The sequence below is a fragment of the Shewanella saliphila genome, assembly GCF_014648295.1.
Classification (GTDB): Bacteria; Pseudomonadota; Gammaproteobacteria; order Enterobacterales; family Shewanellaceae; genus Shewanella; species Shewanella saliphila.
In genome coordinates, this window is record NZ_BMQV01000008.1 from 59429 (window position 1) to 82257 (window position 22829).

The following is a 22829-nucleotide window of genomic DNA, read 5'->3' on the forward strand; positions in this document are numbered from 1 at the left end:
GGGTAAGGACACTGATAATGAGAATATTAACCTCAATGGCGGTATTACTGTTGTTAAGCAGTAGCGCACAAGCCGCCTTTAATCACAAAGAAGTGTTGCAAGGGCCATTTGAAAATGGCCCAGAAGTCACCACTCAATGTTTAACCTGCCATAAAGAACATGCCGAAGACTTTATGAAATCATCTCACTGGACATGGGAGCTAGAACAAGAATTACCCGGCCGTACCGTTAAGCGCGGTAAAAAGAACAGTATTAATAACTTTTGTGTGTCGATATCGGGTAACGAGCCACGCTGTACCAGTTGTCATGCAGGCTACGGCTGGAAAGACTCAAACTTTGACTTTAGCGACATGACCAAAGTGGACTGCCTAGTGTGCCACGACACCACAGGGACATATGTTAAAGATCCAGGTGGCGCGGGTGAAGTATTTGGAAAGGTCAACTTGCTCAGAGTGGCACAAAATGTTGGCAGCCCTGTACGCGACAACTGCGGCAGCTGCCACTTTTACGGCGGCGGCGGTGATGCGGTTAAACATGGCGACTTAGACTCGTCAATGTCTTATCCAGATCGCGAAACCGATGTACACATGGACACCGACGGCAATGACTTTCAGTGCCAAGATTGTCACGTGACCGAAAAGCATCAAATTAGCGGTAATGCCATGGGTGTATCACCAGGAGGCGAAACCAAAATTGGTTGTGTAAATTGTCATGATGGCGCGCCGCATCAAAACAAAAAACTCAACACCCATACTGCCACAGTGGCATGTCAAACATGTCATATCCCATCATTTGCAAAAGTGGAACCCACCAAAATGCATTGGGACTGGTCAGCAGCAGGTCAAGATCTTGAAGACACTACTGATGAAAATGGCAAGCACACCTTTAACAAAAAGAAAGGCAGTTTTGTATGGCAAAAAGATGTTCCACCACAATACGCCTGGTTTAATGGCAGTGCTGACGCCTACATGGCAGGCGATAAAATTGACCCAAGTAAAACGGTAAAACTAGCTTACCCATTAGGCGACATTAACGACCCTAAAGCCAAGATTTATCCTTTTAAAGTGCACACTGGTAAGCAAATTTACGACTCTGAGTTGAATATTTTACTGACACCAAAAACTTACGGTGAAGGTGGATATTGGGATAAATTTGACTGGGACCTAGCCGCCAGATTAGGGATGGAAGTCAACCCAACTATGGTAGAAAAAGGCCTCAAATACAGTGGGAAACATGGCTTTGTTGCGACTGAAATGTGGTGGCGTATCAACCATATGGTTACGCCAAAAGACAAAGCATTACAATGTAATGACTGTCATAACAAAGGCGAGCGCCTAGACTGGAAAGCCCTAGGTTACGATGGCGACCCCATGAAAAATCGCAAAGGGGTGAAACACGCTACAGCAGAGTAACTGATAAAATAGCGATTATTAGAAACCAAACCGCCATCGACTTATCGATGGCGGTTTTTTGTACATACACAACTTTTAACTCATGGCCAGTAAATCTAATCCCTGGCACTCAACATCTTGTTCAATACCTGATATCGGATCGCAAAACCGCAAACGTTTAGCCAATAACTGCAATGGTTTATCATAATTATCAGGGCCTTTAGGCTGTAACACCGGATAAAAACGGTCATGTAATATCGGCATACCTAAACTTTGCATATGCACACGCAATTGATGAGTTTTACCGGTAATTGGGCTGAGCTCAAACAAACCCAAACCGTCTTTTATCGCCACCAGGCTTATTTCAGAATGGCTGTTCGCCTCGCCCTCTACCACTTGCATGGTAAAGCTAGGATTGGCCGCCACAATACGATTTTTAACAGTCCAATGTAGCGGTAACTCACAGGTTTTGTCGGCTAATTGCGCTAATAAATCTGAGGTAACCTTGGCAATCGCTTGATAGTCTTTAGTAATCTTGTCGTCTAAAAACAGCTGGTGATAGGCATGACGAGTGTGCGGGTTTAGTGTCATTAACATCACCCCAGCAGTATCTTTATCAAGCCGATGGGCGGGCGCAACGGTATCTATTTGTGTGGCAATGCGTAATCGATGCACAAGGCATTCGTTAACGAAATTACCGCCAGGGGTCACCGGTAAAAAATGCGGTTTGTAGACAATAATCGTGTCATTGTCTTGATGGAGTATCTGCTCATTAAACGGCACTTTGGTTTCAGCCTGCACCTCACGATAGTAATACACGCGCGCGGTGGCTTGGTAAGCGGTATCAGCGTTAATCAGTTCGCCGTTTTGCCAATGCACCTTGCCATCGTTAATCCGTTGTTGCCAAACACTAGCATCGATTTGCTTAAAATGATCAACCAAAAATGCCAGCACAGTCGGGTATGATTTACCCGCCAATTCGCTTTTTCGAGGTAGCACAATATACGAAGGCTGCGCCGCAATGGCTGAAGCGGAATGTGGGGCTGGATCGTTTGCGGTTAAATTTGGCATAAAATAGGCTATACATAAAACATAGAGAAAGGTTAATCACGCTATGTTATCAGTGTATCGCCCATGATGCACCGCTTACACATCAACATGAGACTTAAGCAACTGCAACACAAAGTCCATGGTTTTATGGCAATTGGGCTGCTCAACTAACACTAACTTATCGCGGTTATACATAGGTAACACTTCAAGCCAGCGCTGGCTTACCCACGTGGCATCTTCTAAATGCACTTGCGAATACAGGTCAAGCAAGTCAGGATTCACCTGATAAAACTGCTCTAGCGCCGCGCTGATAATTTCAAACTCGCCCGCTATCGGCTCTTGAATCCAATTTTGGCAAGGTAATGCACGGGCAATCCAACTACCGTCACGTTGTTGTGCTGCCGATAAGATTTTAACCCGTTGCGAACCTTCAATGACGATACTTAAGGTGTTGTCGGCCAATTGATTAAAATCGATGATGTTACAACGCGTTGCTGTTATGTAGCACGGCAAATCACTGCCCGCTTTTTGTGCGGCAAAGGCAAGTTGATAATGGCCTTTCAATACTTCAGCGATCATGCGCAGCTCGCAAGGTGACGCGATACGAATTTCGAGTCTGCCACCCGGCAATAACACTGCATCTTGAATTAATAATGCCATTTCTTGTGTTTTCATAACCGCCTCCCACACCAAAGGTGAAGTTACTGAACCAAAATCAAAGTCAGTATAATCAAGTGTAGCAGTGGTCAATTTTTCAACAACATAAGTGCTGTAAATAATGCTTACTAACGACATCGACCACGATTATTTACTACTCTATGACTTAATAAGACCTGATCCAGTACGGTTATATTTCATACAAACTACAAAAATGAACATATTTTAATCAACGCTATAGACGCTCAATGCGATCCATAATGTTGCCTTTTGCGACAATCTCAGCAAATTCATCAGCTAATATTTGGCTTTGCTGCACGCTTTGTTGCCAATAAGCAATGCGCGTATCGCTATCTAGGTGTTTAAAGTCTTCCCGGTCTGGAATTTTAGCAAACGGTAAACTGGCAATAAATTGCTTACTCGGTGCCAAAATCAATCCATTGTGGTAGTTCGCTTTAGCTTTACGCCATAATAACGATTTATCAAACCAGCCTGGGCTCATATAAGGATAAAAATGTGGGTATAGACTTAATCCTGTTGCAGCTGGTAGCGGCATATCAAAATGGTAATCAGTAATCCCCCCATCGTAATAATGGCCTTTAGGCGATCCTTGCAGATCTTTAACCGGATCGAGCAATAAAGGGATCGATCCCGTGGCTAATAATCCATGACGTATATTATTTTCAGTCAGCTCAACATGCTTTGTCGGTAAGTCTTTTAAGCGTCGAAACGGTGATGCGTCGTCTTTATGACTTAAAATCACTCGCTCAAAATGCCAGCTTAAGCTTTTGCGGTTAACAATATTACTCACCGCCGCCATCGACAAGCCCACCATTAAGCCAAATTTGGCATGAATGCGGTTTAAATGACGAGCGCGACACGCCACCATATGATGACGAATGAGTGGGTTAGCAAGAATATCTGCGCCTTGTTGTTCACCCAAAATACCGTCAACAATGTTAAGCACTTGCGCGCTCACTTGCTCACGATTTGGTTTTTGCTCGTAACGCTGATGAATATAAAAATGTTCAAAGCGTTCATAGGCGGCTAACGGGTTTTGTTGTGCCATACAGGCTAAACGCCAGGCACCAGATGAGGCTCCCATGGTATAAAGTGGGTCTTGGCGCTCTTTAAAAAATTCACTGAATAAGTACTTATCCAACCCTGCTACTGCTATCCATTTTGGCCCACCAGATGCAGCAAACAATTGTGTAAATAATGATTGTTCTAAGCCATTCGCTTCTATTTGTTCATAAGCGGTTGGTCCAGCAAGTAAACGTAATGCAGGCAATATACAATCCTTCTTAATTTGTAATGCTGATATCTCTTTAAAACTGTAAGCTTTTGCGTTATCAAGCTATCATGTTTTTATCGTTTATATCTTACGGAATTTTTATGATTGTCGATACCTTAGCAAATCGTCACCTTTATACTCAGCTTAACCCTCGTTTAGCCACAGCACTTGCTCACCTTGCAGAAACTGATTTTAGCCAGCTCGAATTGGGTAACTACCCGCTAGAGGGCAAAGATATTTTTGTTATCGTAAATGACTATCAAACAGTGCCTAAACATACTGCACCCTTTGAAGTACATCAGCAATACATTGATGTGCAATATGTAGTAAGTGGTGAAGAAGAATTTGGCTACTTACCTTTGGCAGATCAAACACCGTCTAAGGCATATTTTGCAGACCACGACTATGCCAATTACGATTATGAGTCTAATAAACAAGACGCGGCGTTTATTCCGTTAAAAGCCGGTATGTTTGCACTATTTTTCCCGGGAGACATTCACATGCCGGGCACCAGCGATACTCCGCAACAAGTGCGTAAAGTAGTCATTAAAGTCAAAGTGTAGTGGTGTGTGGCTATTTTTTACTTACTAAACAGTGAGTCTATATCTGGTCTGACTCCTTTTTAATTAAAACTCTGCTACACTGAATTTAAACGATGTGAGCAAGATTAACATTTCACTAACTTCTTTTGACTGAAGGATTTTAGCGGCATAAAGTGTTATCAAAATAATATCGAATAAGCACAAATACCCTGAGTAACATTAAAGAAGGCCCCGAGACTCTCCGCTTGGGGCTTTTTTTATGGTTTTTATCGAATAACCTCAAGTGGTATTTTTTAATGCGATGACCTGTAAACCTTGTTAAAATCAGTACAACTTTATAGGAGAGTCTTTCAATGGCAATGTATGTAGTGGGTCACAAGATCCCTGATTCTGATTCAATTTGTGGTGCTATCGCATTAGCATATTTAAAAAACCAAATCGACGAGCCTGCTATTGCGGCACGTTTAGGTGAATTATCACCAGAAACCGCTTTTATTTTAGAAAAGTTTGGTTTTGAAGCGCCAGAATACAAAACCAGTTATGCTGGCGAAGATGTGTATATTGTCGACCACTCAGAAATCACCCAAGCACCAGACGATATTGCTCAAGCCACTATCGTCGGTATTGTTGACCATCATAAATTGGGCGACCTAACCACTTCTACTCCGCTAGAATGTTGGATCCGTCCGGTAGGTTGTAGTAACACCGTCATTAAAATGATGTACGATTTTTACCAGGTAAAAATCCCAGCTGACATCGCGGGCATCATGATGTGCGCTATTTTAAGCGACACGGTTATTTTTAAATCGCCAACTTGCACCACTGCTGATATTCGTTGCGTTGAAGCCTTAGCTGAAATCGCCGGCATTGAAGATTTTAAAGAAGTCGGCATGGACATGTTTAAAGTCAAATCAGCCGTTGAAGGCACGCCACCGCGTGACCTAGTCATGCGTGATTTTAAAGACTTCAACATGAACGGTAACCTAGTCGGTATCGGCCAATTAGAAGTGATCGACTTATCGGTATTTGACGACATTAAAGCTGACCTAGAAGCTGACATCGCCAAACTAAAAGTCGAAGGTAACCGTCACAGCGTATTACTACTACTTACCGACATCATGAAAGAAGGCTCAGAAATGTTAGTGGTTTCTGACTCTGCCGATTTAACCGAACGTGCTTATGGCAAGCCAACGGTTAATGGTCGCGTCTGGTTAGATGGTGTATTGAGCCGTAAAAAACAGGTTGTGCCTGCACTGCAAGACGCATTTGCAAGCTAAAACGCGTAAGATTAGCTGCGTGTTAATCTAATCCGTGATGAAAAACAAAAAAGCTGAATCCATTGATTCAGCTTTTTTTATACCCAAACAGGCTTAATGATAACTAAATAACAACTCAAGTTACTTAATATCGCAGCCCCACAGCTCTATCGACGGTTGTTCCGTTGTTGGCTCGCCCACCCAGTAACTCATTGGCTGACATTGCTGACTCATACCAGATGATGATACACACAACTGATAATCACCTGCCTCAGGCGTGCGCCCCAGCTTTAGTATAGGCAGCACGGGCAACTTTGGCTTATATTGCCAACTGCCGTCAACTAACACAGCATCTGCGGGGATTTCCATTCCTGCACCACTGCCTTTCACTCTGGCTTGCTCAAGAATAAACCCCTCAGGCAAAATGCGATAATCTTCTGCCCAACGAATTTTCTCAATGGTATGAGTCCACGACAAGGTCATTTGCTCAGCAGGCACCTGTGCCCAAATGCTGCCTGCTAACCCCAAACATAGCCCTAGCATTAGCCTTCCTGCGCCAAACGCTTTAGCTTACGAGCACGCCATGCATGCTGCAAAATAAACGCTAATGCTAAGCCAAAGCCAATTTCATCACTTAATGGCGTGGCTAAAATTAAGCAGCCTCCTGCGATAAAACCTAATACTCGCTCCCACATATGCAGTTTTTGTAATAAGTAGCCGGTAAACACCACCCCCCAAATGCCAATGGCAACCGCGGCTTTTAACACGATAAATATCGTGGCAAGCACGCCGCCACCTTGAAGCATTAATGCAGGGTCATACACCGCCATAAACGGAATAATAAATCCGGCAATAGCAATACGGATGGCCCATAAACTGATTTTTAAGCCTTTCTCTTTGGCGATGGGCGCTGCGGCAAAACAAGCTAATGCCACTGGCGGAGTTAAATCGGACATGATGCCAAAATAAAACACAAACATGTGCGACACAATTAGCGGCACGCCTAAATCCAATAATGCAGGTGCAGCAATCGAACTGGTAATAATGTAATTAGGAATAGAGGGAATACCCATACCTAACACCAAACATGTCACCATGGTTAACACTAGCGACAAGAACAGGTTGTCTTGACCCACAGCTAAAATGTAGCCCGCAAAGGTCGACGCAATACCGGTTAACGACACAATACCAATAATCACCCCAACGAGCGCACAGGCAATACCCACGGGTACCGAATGACGCGCACCTTCAACTAATGCATGCACACATAATGAGAGGGTTTCTTTACCACCTTTAACAAACCAGCTCACCGCAACCAATAAACCAATAACGCAAAACACCACGCCAATGCCTAATTGGAAAAAGCCAGCACACAACACACCCAAGGCTATCCAAAAAACAATGCGCATAACCTTCGATGACACATTTAAAATAATCGCTGAACCTAAAATCACAATCGCGGTTAACGCTAAACCCACCATGCCAGAAAACAGCGGAGTACGGCCAGAAAACAACAAACCGATCAAAATAAACAACGGGATTAATAAATACCAACGCAGTTTAATGGCCGCCCAGGGATCAGGACATTGATCTTTTGGTAAGCCCGACAGTTTTGCGCGCTTGGCTTCTAAATGCACCATCCAAAACACTGAAGAGAAATACAATACCGCAGGGATCATCGCCGCTTTAGCGATTTCAATAAACGGTACGTTAATGGTTTCAGCCATAATAAACGCCACCGCCCCCATAATCGGCGGCATAATTTGGCTACCCATACTGGACGTGGCTTCAACGCCACCCGCAAAAGCAGGGCGATAACCAAAGCGCTTCATTAACGGAATGGTAAATTGTCCTGTGGTCACTACGTTGGCCACCCCAGAACCGGTAATGGTGCCCATTAATGCCGATGACACCACCGACACTTTTGCCGGGCCGCCAACCTTATGACCAAATAATCCCATGGCAAAGTCGGTAAATAAGCGGATCATTCCGGCTTGTTCTAAAAACGCACCAAATAAAATAAATAAGAAAATATACGTTGCCGACACATACGTTGGCGTACCATACAAACCTTCTGTACCAAAAGATAATTGGTTAATAATTTGGTCAACGCCATAGCCTCGGTGCATTAAATCGCCGGGCAAAAACTCCCCAAATAAACCATAGGCCAAAAATAAACCACAAATAATCGGTAAGGCTATCCCCATCACACGTCTTGCGGCTTCAAACACCAATACCACCAGCAAAGTACCAATAATCATATCGGCCTGGGTTAAATCACCTGAGCGTTGAATTAAGTCTGCCTCAAATACCCATTGATAAGCCGCTGTCACCATACCAGCTAAACCCAGTACCCAAGCTAATGGTTGCCAGGGCTTACTTTTACCCCATCCGGGATAACTGATAAACACCACTAATAATAAAAAGCCCACGTGCACAGCGCGCAACACTTGCGTTGAAACCGGATGAAACGCCGCGGTGGTTATTTGAAAAATAGAAAAAACCAGCGCGACAAAAAATAGGGCTTTTGGCCAATCACGAGTGTCGGCACTTAAGCCTTGCTCAGACGCCGGGCTTGGGTTGATGGATGGATCGCTCATGATATGCCTCTATACGGACTACAGCTAAAAATCGGTATGTCTAAAAAACAACTTAGCGCTTGCAGGGTCTTAATCCAAACAAGCGCTAATAAAATGAACTAGGCGTTATAGCGCATTCACTTCTTTGTAGTAGCGCTCAGCACCTGGGTGCATCGGAATCGGTAAGTTTTTAGTGGCTTTTTCTAAACTGATGTCTTTAGCTGCAGAGTGCGCATTGCCTAAGCGTTCAAGGTTGTCGAACATTAACTTAGTCATTTGGTATGCCACTTCATCAGACACTTTACTGTGGCTTACCAGTAAGTTTTGAATTGCAACCGTACTAACATCTTCAGTTTGACCTTCGTAAGTGTTAGCGGTGATCACCCCAACTTGATAAGCCGGGTTATTGATTTTAGCCACAACCGCTTCAGGAATTGCCACAAAGTTAATGTCCATGGTGGCGGCTAAATCGCGAATAGCGGCCATACCTAGGCCAGATGATTGTAGCGTGGCATCAAGTTGGCGGTTTTTAATCAGCTCGACAGATTCTGCATAAGGTAAAAACTCAACCTTACCCATGTCGTCATAGCTTAATCCAGCAGCGGCAAAAATAGCGCGGGCATTAAGCTCTGTACCTGATTTAGGTGCGCCAACAGAAATACGTTTGCCTTTTAAATCCTCCAACGACTTGATGCCAGCATCTTTATTGGCAACGATTTGAATAAAGTTTGGATATGTTGCAGCAATGACACGTAGCTTCTTCAATGGCGCTTTAAAGCCAGCCTCAGTATCGCCTTCCCATGCAGCAGACACTGAATCACCCAGTGCAAGCGCTAATTCACCACGGCCAGCTTGCAATAAGTTTAGGTTTTCTACTGAGGCTTTAGTGGCTTGTACTGAGGTTTTAGAGCCTTCAATACCATTACTATAAAGCTGAGACAGTGCAACACCGATAGGGTAATAAACACCGCTGGTACCACCGGTGAGAATGTTAATAAAAGTGGGGGCCGCCATCACTGCGGTACTGATTGATAGCGCAGCCGCTGCGCCGATAATACAAAAGCGTTTGGTTAATTTCATCTGCAATATCCTTATTTCTTATATGGTTATGTATATTATTGTGCTGATACCGTAACACTGACCCTAAATGTGATCTATATAGACTAAAGGCTAATACCGTGAACGTTGGCATTATTTATTTAACAATTTCAGTGACTTCGCTAACAGTTCAACAAATATCAATGAGTTTAAGCGAGTCAAACGCGTGTTTTTCATGCTATTTAACGAGTAAAAAATGGCCGAATATTGAGTATAGTCGGCTTATTAAAAAGCAATAAAAAAGGTGCCAACAAAATGGGCACCTTATTAACTGTAAACCCGCAAGCTAAGCCGGTTTTATAAAAGGCCATCGCGTGTCATTACATGCCCATACAATTCGCGTAGTAAGTGACCGTTGCAGGCCAATCTGAAAATATCCCGATAACCCCAACATCTTTGGCTAACGCATCAACTAACTCATAAGTATCACCTTCGTTATCAATAACATCTGCAATACTTTGATAATACCAACCACCGTTACCTTCGCTAAGTAAGCCAGAGCGTTCAAGCGACCAGGCAATCATCTTAAGTCCTGCGGCATTAGCTGCATTGGCGTATTCAGACGGTACAATAGCGTTATTGTCATCTAAGGTGACTAACATCCACAACGGCGGTGCAATAATCTTCACGCCATCGGCAACCAGCGAGTCCATACTCGGAGTCCAAGTCGCACTGTTTTGCGGGTCAAAACCTGCCATGTCATAGCGATCTTCTAAGTATACGGATTGTTCGGCAAACTCTGGTGCATTGGCTATCCAATACTTCACGTCATCTAAATTAAATGATTGCGGGAAAACCTGTGATACATCAACACCTGCGGCGCTATATTCATCAAGCATTTTTTGCGCATAGTCTTGTTGGCTAAAACCATCAAACGGCATGCTTACGCTGGCAGACTTAAGCTCTGGAGTCATTTTTATCCCAGCAGATTTAAATAATTCGATACTTTCAGCATGAGTCATTAACGTGCCGGTACCTGCATAGAGGTCTGTGCGCCAACTTGGGGTGCCATCCATAAATTCAGCCACTGTAGTCGCATTAGCATTAAAGCCGTCCATCTTGCCATTTAAGGTTTTAAATTCAGCGAGGCTGATGTCGCTGGTACAGCAGGTCGCGGTTGCGCTAACACCGTTTGCAGCGTCGGCTGGTGTAAATGGCGTCGAGCACTTATTAGCAAGTTCCGGTATCGCTAAAATATTGGTGGTGGTGGCTAAGTCGCATTGTGAATGACGGCATACCAGGGCTTTGTCGTTGGTAAAGGTGACGTCACACTCAACAATACCCGCACCTGAATCAATGGCAGCTTGATAGGCTTCTTTAGTGTGCTCAGGAAACTGCATTGAGGCACCACGGTGACCAATAGAAAAGTCGCTACGGTAAAATGGGCCAGACTCGCATTGCGCTAATTGGTTTTTCAGCTCGCTGTCTTGCATTTGATCAATTAAAAAAAGCGGTCTCGGCCCCACTTGCGCGCTGACACTTTTATCAACATCCGTTGCTGATGTGTTATCACTGTCGTTGCTGTTACACGCTGATAAACACACTACACTGCTCAATATTGCCAACGCGCTCAATGCCGTCTTGTTATCCCTTGCCATTTCATCACTCCTTTACTGTACTCGTTAATCTAACGTTACTGACGCTGTGTTGCATCACTTATATCTAACCACTTATTTGAATGGCATAGATGGTTGAGATGGCTTAGTCTATTGATTAGATGTTAATGAATTAATGAAGTTATATGACAATTTTTGAGGTCACCATGGCTAAAGCAACACTGTATTATGTTCACGACCCTATGTGTAGCTGGTGTTGGGGTTATCGCCCTACCTGGGACATGCTGCAACAACAACTGCAACGAGAGTTTGCAGAGCAACTTGCTGTTACCTACCTTGTTGGCGGCCTAGCACCTGACTCATCAGAGCCAATGCCTGAGTCGATGCAGCAAATGCTTGAGCAAACCTGGCGTAATATCAACGAAAAACTATCTACTGAGTTTAATCACGATTTTTGGCGCAACTGTAAGCCACGACGCTCAACCTACCCTGCTTGTCGAGCCACTCTGGTCGCACGCCAATACGGTCAAGAGCAAGCCATGGTGAATGCCATACAACATGCTTATTATCTGCACGCCCAGAATCCGTCAGATGTTGAGGTGTTATCGACATTAGCAGGGGCATTAGGCATGAATGCTGAGCAATTTAAACTGCAATTATTAAGCGAGCAAACTGAACAGCAACTGCACAAAGAGATTCATTTTGCCCGTAAACTGCCAATTCAAGGATTTCCGTCGTTAGTGCTCGTAGCCAATAATCATGCTTACCCTATCACGCTTGATTATCAGCACTGGCAAACCAGTTTGGCAGACATTAAGGCGGTGTTGGCTAAGGTTTAAGTGATGCTAGGGGTATTAGTTGATTAGGGTCTTTGGTCTAGGTCTAAACTTGTGTGAGCGTTTCGCTTTAATTAGCAATATCCTATACTCTTGCGCGTTGAACACGACATGATATCTAACATGAGGCAATGAATGGCAAATCGTAAGCGCGATTTTTTCGGATGGACCTGGTACGTAACATGGCGTTTTTTAGCATTACTGACGCTATTGTTGCTGTTGCTCAGGTTTGTCCCGCCGCCGACAACGTCATTTATGCTGCAAAGCGATTATCCTGTGTCGCAACATTGGGTCAGTATTGATCAACTACCAGCGCACATACCGCTCGCCATGGTGGCCTCAGAAGATCAGCTTTTCCCTGAGCACTTTGGTGTCGACTTTAGTGCTATCAGTAAAGCCCTTCAGCAATACGATGATGGTCAGGGCCTGCGTGGCGCCAGCACGATTACTCAACAAACCGCCAAAAATCTCTTATTATGGCCAGGACAAAGCTTTGTTCGTAAAGGATTAGAAGCCATGCTTGCGGTAGGCCTTGAGGCGATTTGGGGCAAAAAACGTATTTTAGAAGTGTACGTAAACGTGGCTGAATTTGGCAAAGGTATTTATGGCGTAGAAGCTGCCAGCCAGCATTATTTTAATAAGTCCGCCAAATACCTTAGCAACAAAGAAGCGGCAAAACTAGCGGTATTATTGCCAAGCCCGCGTAATCGTAACCCAAACCATTTAACGCCTTACCTTAGCCAACGCGTCGAATGGGTTGAGCGGCAAATGAAACAATTAGGCAGCGCTTATTTATCCCCTATTCTTGAATAACCTGAGCTTAGAGAGCTCCTCTTAGAGAATCTCCTCTTAAAAATATAAAATAAACAACATATTGCTCATTATTCTGGTCTTCGCCGTTAATTGCGCAATATCTTGCGCAAAAGTCACTAACCTGCCGAGTCTGTAGCACTGCTGACCATTCAAGATGAAAGCCTTAATTAAAGGGATTTGAGCCATTTTTACTGGTAGAATGCAGCCTTATTTCTATTGGCTTTACGATAAAGGCAGGCTATGACCGTTCTTCTGATGACCCCTCCAATGACCCAACTTAATACGCCGTATCCAGCAACGGCATATTTAACCGGTTTTTTACGTTCACGAGGCTATGAAGCGGTACAGCGAGATCCTGCAATAGAGTTGTTTCTTGAAATGATGACCGCGCCGGCGCTGGAGGTGATCCGTCAACATGTAGAAGAAAACTTCGAACACTTTGAAGACGATGAATTACCCGATGCCGTGTTTGATTTTTTAGCTGAGTTTGATCGTTATCATCTTACCGTTGAGCCTGCTATTCGCTTTTTACAAGGCAAAGACCCCAGCCTAGCCATGCGCATTAACACCCGTCGTTTTTTGCCCGAAGGCCCAGCCTTTGAAGCCATCGCGCAAATGGAAGCCGTGTCGGGCGACGTACTGCAAGCTGCCTTTGGTAACCTTGGCGTGCAAGATAAAGCTAAATACCTCGCCACCTTATTTATTAACGATCTGTCGAACGTCATCACCCAAGGCGTTGATCCTTACTTTGAAGTCAGTCGTTATGGCGAGCGCTTAGCCGCAGCCAACCCCACCTTTGACAATTTATACGACACCTTAATGGGCGAACCGAGCTTCAGCTCAGACATTTTAGAACAGCTCGTTGAGCAATATTTAGAGGAAACCCAGCCAAGCGTAGTCGCGTTAACCGTGCCGTTCCCTGGCAATATGCTTGGCGCCTTACGCATTGCGCAAACCTGTAAAGCCATCAATCCTGAGCTACCTGTGGTAATGGGTGGCGGCTTTGTTAATACCGAGTTGCGAGCATTAAAAGACCCGCGCATATTCGAATTTGTCGACTTTATTTGTCTCGACGACGGCGAACGTCCACTGATTACTTTACTTGAATATTTTGAAGGCAAGCGCGAAGTCGATGAGCTTGTACGCACTTACTTTCTGGCAGAAGATGAAAATGGTGAACCTTACGTTCACCTTAATCAAAATACTGAGCTACACGATATTCCCCAATCTGAGGTCGGCGCACCAATTTACGATGGCTTGCCATTAACCGAATACCTGTCGTTATGTGAAATGCTTAACCCAATGCACCGCATTTGGAGTGACGGCCGCTGGAATAAATTAACCATCGCCCACGGATGCTACTGGCGTAAATGCAGCTTTTGCGATGTCAGCTTAGATTATATCGACCGCTACGATACCGCAGGCGCAGATGTTCTGGTCGACCGCATCGAAGCGCTTATCGCCGAAACAGGCCAAACTGGTTTTCATTTTGTCGATGAAGCGTTACCGCCAAAAACCTTGTTCGCATTTGCCAAACGATTGATTGAACGTAACGTGGTGATCAGTTGGTGGGGCAATATTCGTTTTGAGCGCACCTTTAGCCCAGCACGTTGCCAGCTATTGGCAGACTCAGGCTGTATCGCAGTCAGCGGCGGCCTTGAAGTGGCATCAGACAGATTATTAAAGCTGATGAAAAAAGGCGTCAGTGTTGAGCGCGTTGCCCAGGTAACCAAGGCATTTAGCGACGCGGGCATTTTGGTACACGCTTATTTGATGTACGGCTTCCCGACTCAAACCGAGCAAGAAACCGTTGATGCATTAGAAATGGTGCGCCAGTTGATGCAACAAGGTTGTTTCCAGTCAGCCTACTGGCACCGTTTTGTTGCCACAGCCCATAGCCCAATCGGTATGAACCCAGAGGAATTTGGCATCACCCTTGATCAACGCCCAGAGGTATTTTTTGCTGAAAACGATGTCGACTTTACCGACCCAACCGGCACCGATCACGACATGCTCGGCGAAGGCCTGCGCAAAGCACTTTACAACTATATGCACGGTATCGGCTTCGACCAACCCATGAGCTTTTGGTTTGACCAGCGAGTGTCACGCACCACAATGAAGAAAGACATGATTTCAAAAGCCATTAGCAATTTTATTTTGAGCCAAGAAGAGTAGATACAAAGGCTGTCTGATGTGAAAGGATTCACAATGCCACGATGGCATGATTGAGTTTACCGCCGTTCCCTGATGTAGCATTACTCTGACTCCGTTTTTCCGGCAATGCAAAGATCCCGGTTTAAGGACGTTACCGGGAGGAATCCAGCTCCACGCTGTCATCCTCGAATGCTGTTATCGGGGATCAAGGTGTATTTTTTAATGGCCTGCGGCCACACCAGATTTATCAAACTTCGTTTGAATTAAGATCGCAAGGTTCCACCCTGCACAAGCCAAAAGGGGATCAACAGCAATCCCCTCTTGGATCACCCCTGCCGTTCCGGCAACATTTTCGCTTTTTAACCAAACAAAAGCAGCGAAAAAATTGCGACGGAAAACTATCGAGCTTTTGGCCGCGTATTTAGCCGGCTTCGGTCTTATTCGAAAATGCTAACGCTTCAGATGGGGCGTCCCTTCCCCTCTAAAGCTAGCTCGCCATCCATGGCTAGCTCACGTCATTTTCTTCAACGGCCTCAAGTTCAGAGTTGAATTTGGGCATTTGCAAACCAGACGTTTAAATCATTTTTGGACAAAAGTTTGTTAGTGGCAAAAGGTCTAAAAATGGGTAGTGGGATTAGTAAATGTATGGGGTTCAATTAAAGTTTACACTGACCCCATTAAATTCTATAAATTCTGGAGGATTAATTTAACGCACTGAAACATATAGAGTTAAATCATTAGCAGATTAGTAAGGGGACCTGCTGACTACAGAAAAGTTGCCAGATAACCATCACATCAAACAGCGCGTTTTCTCGAGCTGAGAGACATAATAAAGAGTCACTCTCAGCTGTTCGGGCTTGTTCAACACTTGGGATAAGGACGCGGCTTCGCGCGGCCTATCCTTATTTGTTAGGTATTTAATTTAACTCTTGAGGTTTCAAATCAGGATCCTTATGCGCAAATTCTACTTCTGCTATTTTTTTCTCAGCTTCGTCATTTGTCATTACATTTTGTTGTTCTAACCATCTAAATTTTTCGATTTCATTTTCTTTATCATTTTCAGGGTTTACCTCACCATACCAAGCTAATAGTTGATCCTTTTTACGTTTATTTAACTCCGAAACGATGTTCTCATGATTTTTATCCTGAATTACAAAGACATTGCCTCTTTCAGTTTTAAAAACCGAATATTTAACCTTAGTAAGAGCGAACCAAATTAAACATATAACACCAAGAACAAGCCATAAACCTGTTCCAGAAAGAGAAGAGCCACTATAAACGGCAGACCCAATTCTGTAACACCCTAGCAAACACCACAATATACCTACATTTCGTAACCACTCGTTTTGCTCTATTGTTATCGAAGACTTTTCCGGAAAGTCAGCATAATTAAAGTCAAAATCTCCAGAGCCTGATTTATCTTTATATGCGAAATTCACGTATTCAGACTCAAAAGTATATGTGTGGTGGTTAGAAAATTTCTTTTGCTTTATTTCCATGAATGCTTCTCCGAGCTTCCTTTAAATACATAACGAGCCTGTAGAATTACTCGTTTTTAAACTCATTTTGATTATTGAATAAACAATATCTGAGTTTATATTTTGATTCAATTGTTTAGTGGTGTTTAGATTATTATTTAACATGCTGTTTTGTTGGTAAACTAGTGCGCTTTAGGGATAATTGAGACGGATTCGAAGCGTTTTTTGAGGTACGATGCTTTGACAGCTAAATGACAGATGAAGTAGATGAGTTTGTTGATTGACCATCTTGGATACTAAAGGTATTTGACTGCAAAAGCAGTCAAATCAGTTAGGCTCGCCTATTGACTGGCGGAAGGCTCATATGTGTTAGGTATACTTTACTCGTACCAGTGGTCTGGCAAAATTTCAGGTGCAAAAGTCATCAGTAGGAATGCGACAAGAAAAGCTACTACGAAAAAAATAAGCATGGAAACGATGCCAGTCAAAAACCATTGCCATTGTGACGCTTTAGAACCGCCATTTTCTATATGTTTAGAGTAATTTTCACCTTGTGTTTTTTCCGCATAAATTCTAATTAAGCCACAATATATTCCTGCAAAAACAATACCATTGAAGTTTTCAGGAGCGAAGATTGTAACTAAGACTAGTAAAAGTCCAAAGATGAAGCCTAAATTTAAAGAAAACTTGGCAGATGATGATTGCCCCAAAACCTTGAAATTTTTGTGCATTAAGTAAAATCCAGTGAATGGACCACCTAAAAGGGAAGCTCCTGTTATCTGCCAGATTGAGTTAAGAGGTTGATTCATGCACAAGTTCCTTTTGTATACCTAACGCCCGGCTCAGGCGCAACCAGCCAGAGCGGGATTTTTGCCAAAATTGGCGCTCGCGCTGTTGGCAAAAATGACGTGGCGGTTGGTTGTCGCTTGGAGCCGTTTGTTAGGGCTCAAAGGCAGTAAACAATGAAGTCAGGATTAGATGCATTCCCGACCAATCATATTGTGAAGTTTGAGCTCTGTCTTGCTCACACTCTGCTATTTTTCGATAAAATTTCTCTTGAATCCCTTTCTTATTCAGCAATTCACCTTGATATTTACCCAGTGACCTATCAAACCCACGCCACTCAACTAAGGTATAATCGCCATTTTCCTTTAGCACGTCCTCTCCAAGGTATAACTCTATGCTACCAGCAAGGTTGTTGATGTTTACTGATTGCTCTCCAGTTGGACCAATCGTCGGGTAATTTTCAGCCAAAGGTAAATCCGGATAATGTAATACCCGAATATTTTCTGGTAAGTTGGTTTTCTCAAGCGATTTTTTTGCAACATAAGCAGCTGTATCGTTATCAAGAAATGCAATAATTTTGTTTTTAATACCTACCCCAACAAAGCCTTTCACTTGAGAGACTAAGGAGCTAGCACCACCAGACGCATTAGCTACTCCAAAATCCATGAACCTGTAATAGTCAGCCAAATGGGGATATAGTAGTTTTAGTGAACGCTCTATAATTGATTTATCCGATGAGCCTTCCGTGAGTACTATTATTTTTGAGTTTACATCAACCCCCGACAACAACGTGTCAACAGCATCATCACGAACCTTATCTTCTAACTCGTAATATCCAGCATTAGTTACTTCCGTAATATCTTGGACAACACTAGAGTCAAATGAACAAGATTCAAGGTAAACTCTAATGTAGGAGCGTACATCAGTACATGGGAAATTTAACATCCACCCATTAGTGTCACTAGCTAAATACTTAGCAGCCTTGGACAATTCAAACTTGTCTAGTTCAACAAATGAACTCAGCGGAACTTGACTAAGTCTAAGCTCTTTAAAGCCAGCAATAAAGTCATCAATCGTCACACTGTTTAAGAAGTTGTACTCTTCTATATAATATTCAGGCATTCCATCAGGGCGGTCATCTGAAAGGAATGACCTCCGCTCATTAACACTATCTTCAAATTGACGCTTAACAAACGCCATGGTGTAGCCCATCACCTCCAACCGTTCGATAGTATTTTTTACAGAAGATTTATAATGATGTGCTGTTTCAAGGCACTCTTCCTCATCTTGAAGTTCTCCCCAAACTAGCGGATTCCGGCTGCCTACTTTTTGTGTAAAAACTTTCTTGTTAGACTCAGTGAACAGCGTCATCACCTCTGGGTCAACGTAACTTTTTGATGACAACACAGGATAGTCATCTATATATAATTCAGTATATGAACCCATTTAATTCTCTCGAGCCCTAACGCTTATTGAACGACTCGCCCGATAAAGTCGGCTGTTCAAGTTATTGATTTATATCATCCTACATTCTCTATGTCTTTGATGTAAAGCGATAAAATACTCTCAACATCCTAAAATAAAACGAGCTTGCGCGTTAATTTTGTTAAAAAAATAAACGATAAAATTTATTTTCAATATTATCAACTAATTATAGTTTTCTAATTAAGCCTACGTTACGACTTTAAGCTTACTTAATGAGTTGTTTGATTTAAATTAAGCCAGATCTCATTATATCTGTATATAAAACCAGTTCATTAAATTATGCAATCTAGGCAGTAAAAATGACATCTGTAAAAGAGCAATATCAATTAAATTTTGTATGGAAAACGAAGGTAAGCATTGTTAAATAGAGCTTTGGTTCTAAGTAACTTTGGGGCAAAAACGATTTAGTTTTCTTGATTTTAAAATGTTCAAATTCAACTCTGAACTTGAGGACGTTGAAGACTCTTTATAAGTGAATGCGTGAAGCTCACATGGCCTTTCACGCACATCTGACCCATATGGATATGGGAAATGTCACAATGATGTAGGGAATATCATTGACCATGTGCTACAAGGCATTCAGGCATCCTGCCTATCAGATGTGAGCTTAGCTTTCGCGGTACAGGATGTACCATCGGAAGCGGTAGCATTTTCACTCTTTATTGCAAGATGGGCCGAAGTCGATTACAAACGAGGTTCAAAGCTGGATCGATCCCCATGGTGACCTTTTCGCAGCTGTTGTTTTGTAATAGCGAAAATGTTGCGGGGCGGCTGGGCCAATTCTTTTATAAAGAGTAAAGAGGGAACAGCCGTTGGTTTCCTCTTTATCTGGTGTCGGCGAAGCGCCACGACGTTAGTGGCCGCAGGCCATAAAGTACACAAGTACAAAGCAAAACTAACACCTGGATCCCGGCTCAAAAGCATTACCGGGAAGACGATGACACGAGCCTGCGTAAGTTGGCAACTTACTGCCTTTGCTCTGGTATCGACGAAGCGCCACGACATCAGTTACCGCAGGCCATAAGCACAAAACACAAGTAGAACTACCCCCAACCAAAACCACTACCGCGCGATAATAAAAAGCCTAATCATCTCTGTATTCGTGATGATTAGGCCATTGCTAACAAAGAGCTATTTTACGCTAAACTGCCCTGTCGACTTTACATACAGTACAACTTCAGTTTTGGCGTCAATCATATGTTTGCCTTGTGCATCAGAGCTAAAAAAGCTGCTTGGGGTTAATGCTGTTAGCGCTTTTTGATTGTCCCATTGGTACGTTGCACTGCCTTTTACTACCACGGCTTTAAGTGGATTCTGGCTTTCAATACTGCCTTTAAAACCTGCGGGTAATTTAACAAAACTGCCATTGGCGGCGTCTGGTTTACCCCAAAGGTAACTGATTTGAGCGTTGCCTGATTTCAACCAGGTTGCGTCATCTACATTTAACCAAAACAAGTTGTTTTCAGAAATGTTAATTGGACGTTCGCCATTATCAAACGCCTGGTCTGCTGGTTTAACTAAATAAGGGCCGCTGTCGATTTCGAGGTAAATAAGGTTGTCTTGCGCATTGGCTGAGGTGATATGGTTTTCACCCGCTGGTTGAATCCAAAATGAACCGCTTGGCATCCACATATTATCGGCGCTTGGGTCATCGTTATGCATTAAGCCTTCAATCACGATACCGCGATAAGTGATGTTATGAATATGAGGCGGTGATGAAAAGCCTTTTTGGAATTTCACAAGCATTCCAGTTGCCACATCTTTAGTGCGGTCGCCCCAAAGATCTGCCGCTTTCGGGCTGGCGTCACCACGTGCCGGGTTAAGCATGCCCCAATCAATGTTGTCAGTAGAAATAACTGTGTGGTCATTTGCCATCACGGGTAAAGTCATCGCACCTAAAAGGGCTGCAATAGCGGTCGTAGTTAATCTATTCATGAGTTACATTCCATCATATTCAAAAGTTCGAAGACAAAAAGTGGTCTTGCTTTCATCGACGCATTAAACAACATTCGTTTCTAGAGCCTTTTATATATCAAGGTTAGTACGTATTCACATCGGTGTAATGACGTACATATTAATCAATTATATTTATTCGATAAATGGGGTAATCTTTAATATACTTTCGCGAAAACGTGGATAATCAGATAGGGTTTAGTATCAAGACTGATGCTAGCTAGTTAAGCTGGATCTGGGATTACAGACAAACAACAGGAAAGTGCATGAAGATTGCTGATTTACGGGTACTGCTAAAAATCGCAGAGCTTAAATCTATCACCGCTGCCGCCAATCAACTCGATATTAGCTCTTCTGCTGCGAGCATTGCGTTAAAGCGTATTGAAAAAGAAGTTGGGGTGCAATTATTTGTTCGCACCACTCGGCAATTACGCTTGTCTTCTGAGGGCGAGCGTTATCTTCCGTTATGTCAGCAAGCACTGGATTTATTACAGCAAGGCCAACTCGTCATTAACGACGAACGTCAATCTATTAATGGCGAAGTGCGCATGGCGATGTCGTCTGAAATGGGCCGTAACCTCATGCGCGATTTACTGAATGATGTGCTAGCACAACATCCAGATGTGAGCTTACGCCTGCATGTTAGCGATACCCAAGTCGATTTTTATCGTGATGGTGTTGATGTCGCGCTGCGGGCAATGATTGCAGGCGTGGCTGACGAGTCGAATTTTTATGGCTTTAAAATCTGTAACATCCCCCATTTTTTGTGTGCTTCGCCTCAGTACCTCGCCAAACACGGCACACCAACCAATCCAAGCGAACTTATGAAACACAATGCATTGCTTTATAAGTTGTATAAAGTGACCCATGACAGTTGGTTGTTACTTCATGGCAACGAAGAGCATAAAATTAAGATGACCAGTAATCGGGCGTGTAACGATGGCGACTTGGTGCGCCGCTGGTGTGTTGACGGTGTTGGGATCGCAAAAAAATCAGCGATTGATGTTGCTCAAGACATGCTGGCCGGTCGATTACAAAGAGTGATGCCTGACTACCAAATCCCAGTGACTGAATTATGGTTAGTATTACCAAGTCGGCAAATGATCACACCGGCTATCCGTTTGATCCGCGATGAGCTAAAACAAAAAATCAGTGAGTTGAGAGTACAACTCATTGAAAATGAAACGCTAGCGGAACATGAATGGCCAACTGATGAATAAATAGAAGGTTGATTTATCACTGTTCTGCATAGAAAATAGCGCCTAGTTGAAGAGATAGATAACGTGATAGTTAATTCGACAGTTAATGTGATAGTCAAAGCGATAGATAACGCATAGGAACGGCAATAACATGATGACAAAATGGGCGACACGCTTTTTACAGATGGCCGAACTCGTAGCATCTTGGAGTAAAGATCCCTCCACTCAAGTTGGCGCGGTAATTACAGAGAACAATCGCATCGTATCCCTAGGCTTTAATGGTTATCCTCACGGAATATCTGACAGCGCCGAAACTGATAACCGCGAAATGAAACTGCTCAAAACGCTTCATGCTGAAGAAAACGCCATATTACATGCCAAACGCGATCTCAGTAGTTGTGAAATTTGGGTGACCCACTTCCCCTGTCCTAACTGCGCCGCCAAGATTATTCAAACTGGATTACGCGCCGTGCATAGCCCAAAACCCAACGACGACTTCCTGTCGCGCTGGGGCGAGAAGATTAAAATCAGCGAAGATATGTTTGAGCAAGCTGGCGTTAAAGTCGATTGGATGCAAGTAGATTAACCCTATTTTTAAACGTCGTTCCGAAATGCAGTTGAGCTGTTAAGTCGGAATCCAGGTGCTTGCTTTTTGCATTTTTAACCTGTGGCCAATTCTTAACGCTTCGATACAACAAAGAG

19 protein-coding genes are annotated in these 22829 nt (G+C 43.4%); 8 read left to right on the forward strand and 11 right to left on the reverse strand.

The genetic code is table 11. The annotated features are described in order from the left end of the window. Positions 1-17 precede the first annotated feature (17 nt). Positions 18-1412 carry a tetrathionate reductase family octaheme c-type cytochrome gene (locus IEY48_RS06080; protein WP_188918319.1) on the forward strand — a complete coding sequence of 465 codons (1395 nt, stop codon included), beginning with the start codon at positions 18-20 and terminating at the stop codon, positions 1410-1412. Between the two features lie 75 nt (positions 1413-1487). Here IEY48_RS06080 and IEY48_RS06085 read toward each other — a convergent pair whose 3' ends face one another. From IEY48_RS06085 to IEY48_RS06095, 3 genes are all read right to left on the reverse strand, one after another. Beyond that, a complete protein-coding gene (locus tag IEY48_RS06085) occupies positions 1488-2462 on the reverse strand; it encodes a pseudouridine synthase (protein ID WP_188918321.1) in 975 nt (324 codons plus the stop codon). 75 nt (positions 2463-2537) lie between these two features. Then, positions 2538-3116 (reverse strand): LON peptidase substrate-binding domain-containing protein, encoded by a 579-nt coding sequence (locus IEY48_RS06090; protein ID WP_188918323.1) that lies wholly within the window; start codon positions 3114-3116, stop codon positions 2538-2540. Positions 3117-3333: 217 nt separating this feature from the next. Further along, positions 3334-4389, reverse strand: coding sequence for an alpha/beta hydrolase (locus IEY48_RS06095; protein WP_188918325.1), 1056 nt, complete (start codon positions 4387-4389; stop codon positions 3334-3336). A gap of 104 nt (positions 4390-4493) precedes the next feature. Between IEY48_RS06095 and IEY48_RS06100 the strand changes: the two genes are divergently transcribed. Together IEY48_RS06100 and IEY48_RS06105 are read left to right on the forward strand one after the other, a co-directional pair. After that, positions 4494-4955, forward strand: coding sequence for a NanQ anomerase/TabA/YiaL family protein (locus IEY48_RS06100; RefSeq protein ID WP_188918327.1), 462 nt, complete (start codon positions 4494-4496; stop codon positions 4953-4955). A 332-nt stretch (positions 4956-5287) separates the two neighbouring features. Further along, positions 5288-6211, forward strand: coding sequence for a manganese-dependent inorganic pyrophosphatase (locus IEY48_RS06105; RefSeq protein ID WP_188918329.1), 924 nt, complete (start codon positions 5288-5290; stop codon positions 6209-6211). A 120-nt stretch (positions 6212-6331) separates the two neighbouring features. Here IEY48_RS06105 and IEY48_RS06110 read toward each other — a convergent pair whose 3' ends face one another. The 4 genes from IEY48_RS06110 to IEY48_RS06125 form a co-directional block, all read right to left on the reverse strand. Next, a complete protein-coding gene (locus IEY48_RS06110; RefSeq protein ID WP_188918331.1) occupies positions 6332-6733 on the reverse strand; it encodes a DUF1850 domain-containing protein in 402 nt (133 codons plus the stop codon). Then, positions 6733-8790, reverse strand: coding sequence for a TRAP transporter permease (locus IEY48_RS06115; protein WP_188918333.1), 2058 nt, complete (start codon positions 8788-8790; stop codon positions 6733-6735). The genes IEY48_RS06110 and IEY48_RS06115 overlap by 1 nt, the downstream gene beginning before the upstream one ends. Positions 8791-8895: 105 nt before the next feature. Further along, a complete protein-coding gene (locus IEY48_RS06120) occupies positions 8896-9849 on the reverse strand; it encodes a TAXI family TRAP transporter solute-binding subunit (protein WP_188918335.1) in 954 nt (317 codons plus the stop codon). A 338-nt stretch (positions 9850-10187) separates the two neighbouring features. Next, positions 10188-11465, reverse strand: coding sequence for a glycerophosphodiester phosphodiesterase family protein (locus IEY48_RS06125; RefSeq protein ID WP_188918337.1), 1278 nt, complete (start codon positions 11463-11465; stop codon positions 10188-10190). A gap of 164 nt (positions 11466-11629) precedes the next feature. Between IEY48_RS06125 and IEY48_RS06130 the strand changes: the two genes are divergently transcribed. The 3 genes from IEY48_RS06130 (at position 11630) to IEY48_RS06140 (ending at position 15247) form a co-directional block, all read left to right on the forward strand. Then, complete coding sequence (locus IEY48_RS06130; protein WP_188918428.1) at positions 11630-12262, forward strand: DsbA family protein; 633 nt, start codon at positions 11630-11632, stop codon at positions 12260-12262. Positions 12263-12394: 132 nt separating this feature from the next. After that, positions 12395-13072: a monofunctional biosynthetic peptidoglycan transglycosylase gene (mtgA, locus tag IEY48_RS06135; RefSeq protein ID WP_188918339.1), complete on the forward strand. Its 678-nt coding sequence runs from the start codon at positions 12395-12397 to the stop codon at positions 13070-13072. Positions 13073-13312: 240 nt separating this feature from the next. Then, positions 13313-15247, forward strand: a complete 1935-nt coding sequence (locus tag IEY48_RS06140; protein ID WP_188918341.1) for a B12-binding domain-containing radical SAM protein — start codon at positions 13313-13315, stop codon at positions 15245-15247. Between the two features lie 896 nt (positions 15248-16143). Here the strand turns inward: IEY48_RS06140 and IEY48_RS06145 are convergent. From IEY48_RS06145 to IEY48_RS06160, 4 genes are all read right to left on the reverse strand, one after another. Then, positions 16144-16725, reverse strand: coding sequence for a hypothetical protein (locus IEY48_RS06145; RefSeq protein ID WP_188918343.1), 582 nt, complete (start codon positions 16723-16725; stop codon positions 16144-16146). Between the two features lie 359 nt (positions 16726-17084). Next, positions 17085-17513, reverse strand: a complete 429-nt coding sequence (locus IEY48_RS06150) for a hypothetical protein (protein WP_188918344.1) — start codon at positions 17511-17513, stop codon at positions 17085-17087. A 130-nt stretch (positions 17514-17643) separates the two neighbouring features. Next, positions 17644-18936 (reverse strand): HEPN/Toprim-associated domain-containing protein, encoded by a 1293-nt coding sequence (locus tag IEY48_RS06155; RefSeq protein ID WP_188918346.1) that lies wholly within the window; start codon positions 18934-18936, stop codon positions 17644-17646. Positions 18937-20106: 1170 nt separating this feature from the next. Beyond that, positions 20107-20910: a DUF4437 domain-containing protein gene (locus tag IEY48_RS06160; protein WP_206194586.1), complete on the reverse strand. Its 804-nt coding sequence runs from the start codon at positions 20908-20910 to the stop codon at positions 20107-20109. Between the two features lie 284 nt (positions 20911-21194). Between IEY48_RS06160 and IEY48_RS06165 the strand changes: the two genes are divergently transcribed. Together IEY48_RS06165 and IEY48_RS06170 are read left to right on the forward strand one after the other, a co-directional pair. Beyond that, on the forward strand, positions 21195-22148 hold the full coding sequence (locus IEY48_RS06165) for a LysR family transcriptional regulator (RefSeq protein ID WP_188918348.1): 954 nt from the start codon (positions 21195-21197) through the stop codon (positions 22146-22148). 130 nt (positions 22149-22278) lie between these two features. After that, entirely contained in the window at positions 22279-22713 is a 435-nt protein-coding gene (locus tag IEY48_RS06170) for a dCMP deaminase family protein (RefSeq protein WP_188918350.1), read from the forward strand. Positions 22714-22829: the final 116 nt, after the last annotated feature.

Bases quoted from the DNA above. Each gene is read 5' to 3' on its own strand.
- mtgA (WP_188918339.1), top strand. From the start codon at position 12,395: ATGGCAAATCGTAAGCGCGATTTTTTCGGATGGACCTGGTACGTAACA.
- IEY48_RS06150 (WP_188918344.1), bottom strand. From the start codon at position 17,513: ATGAATCAACCTCTTAACTCAATCTGGCAGATAACAGGAGCTTCCCTT.
- IEY48_RS06130 (WP_188918428.1), top strand. From the start codon at position 11,630: ATGGCTAAAGCAACACTGTATTATGTTCACGACCCTATGTGTAGCTGG.
- IEY48_RS06080 (WP_188918319.1), top strand. From the start codon at position 18: ATGAGAATATTAACCTCAATGGCGGTATTACTGTTGTTAAGCAGTAGC.
- IEY48_RS06100 (WP_188918327.1), top strand. From the start codon at position 4,494: ATGATTGTCGATACCTTAGCAAATCGTCACCTTTATACTCAGCTTAAC.
- IEY48_RS06165 (WP_188918348.1), top strand. From the start codon at position 21,195: ATGAAGATTGCTGATTTACGGGTACTGCTAAAAATCGCAGAGCTTAAA.
- IEY48_RS06140 (WP_188918341.1), top strand. From the start codon at position 13,313: ATGACCGTTCTTCTGATGACCCCTCCAATGACCCAACTTAATACGCCG.
- IEY48_RS06170 (WP_188918350.1), top strand. From the start codon at position 22,279: ATGATGACAAAATGGGCGACACGCTTTTTACAGATGGCCGAACTCGTA.
- IEY48_RS06090 (WP_188918323.1), bottom strand. From the start codon at position 3,116: ATGAAAACACAAGAAATGGCATTATTAATTCAAGATGCAGTGTTATTG.
- IEY48_RS06085 (WP_188918321.1), bottom strand. From the start codon at position 2,462: ATGCCAAATTTAACCGCAAACGATCCAGCCCCACATTCCGCTTCAGCC.
- IEY48_RS06120 (WP_188918335.1), bottom strand. From the start codon at position 9,849: ATGAAATTAACCAAACGCTTTTGTATTATCGGCGCAGCGGCTGCGCTA.
- IEY48_RS06125 (WP_188918337.1), bottom strand. From the start codon at position 11,465: ATGGCAAGGGATAACAAGACGGCATTGAGCGCGTTGGCAATATTGAGC.
- IEY48_RS06110 (WP_188918331.1), bottom strand. From the start codon at position 6,733: ATGCTAGGGCTATGTTTGGGGTTAGCAGGCAGCATTTGGGCACAGGTG.
- IEY48_RS06160 (WP_206194586.1), bottom strand. From the start codon at position 20,910: ATGAATAGATTAACTACGACCGCTATTGCAGCCCTTTTAGGTGCGATG.
- IEY48_RS06155 (WP_188918346.1), bottom strand. From the start codon at position 18,936: ATGGGTTCATATACTGAATTATATATAGATGACTATCCTGTGTTGTCA.
- IEY48_RS06145 (WP_188918343.1), bottom strand. From the start codon at position 16,725: ATGGAAATAAAGCAAAAGAAATTTTCTAACCACCACACATATACTTTT.
- IEY48_RS06115 (WP_188918333.1), bottom strand. From the start codon at position 8,790: ATGAGCGATCCATCCATCAACCCAAGCCCGGCGTCTGAGCAAGGCTTA.
- IEY48_RS06105 (WP_188918329.1), top strand. From the start codon at position 5,288: ATGGCAATGTATGTAGTGGGTCACAAGATCCCTGATTCTGATTCAATT.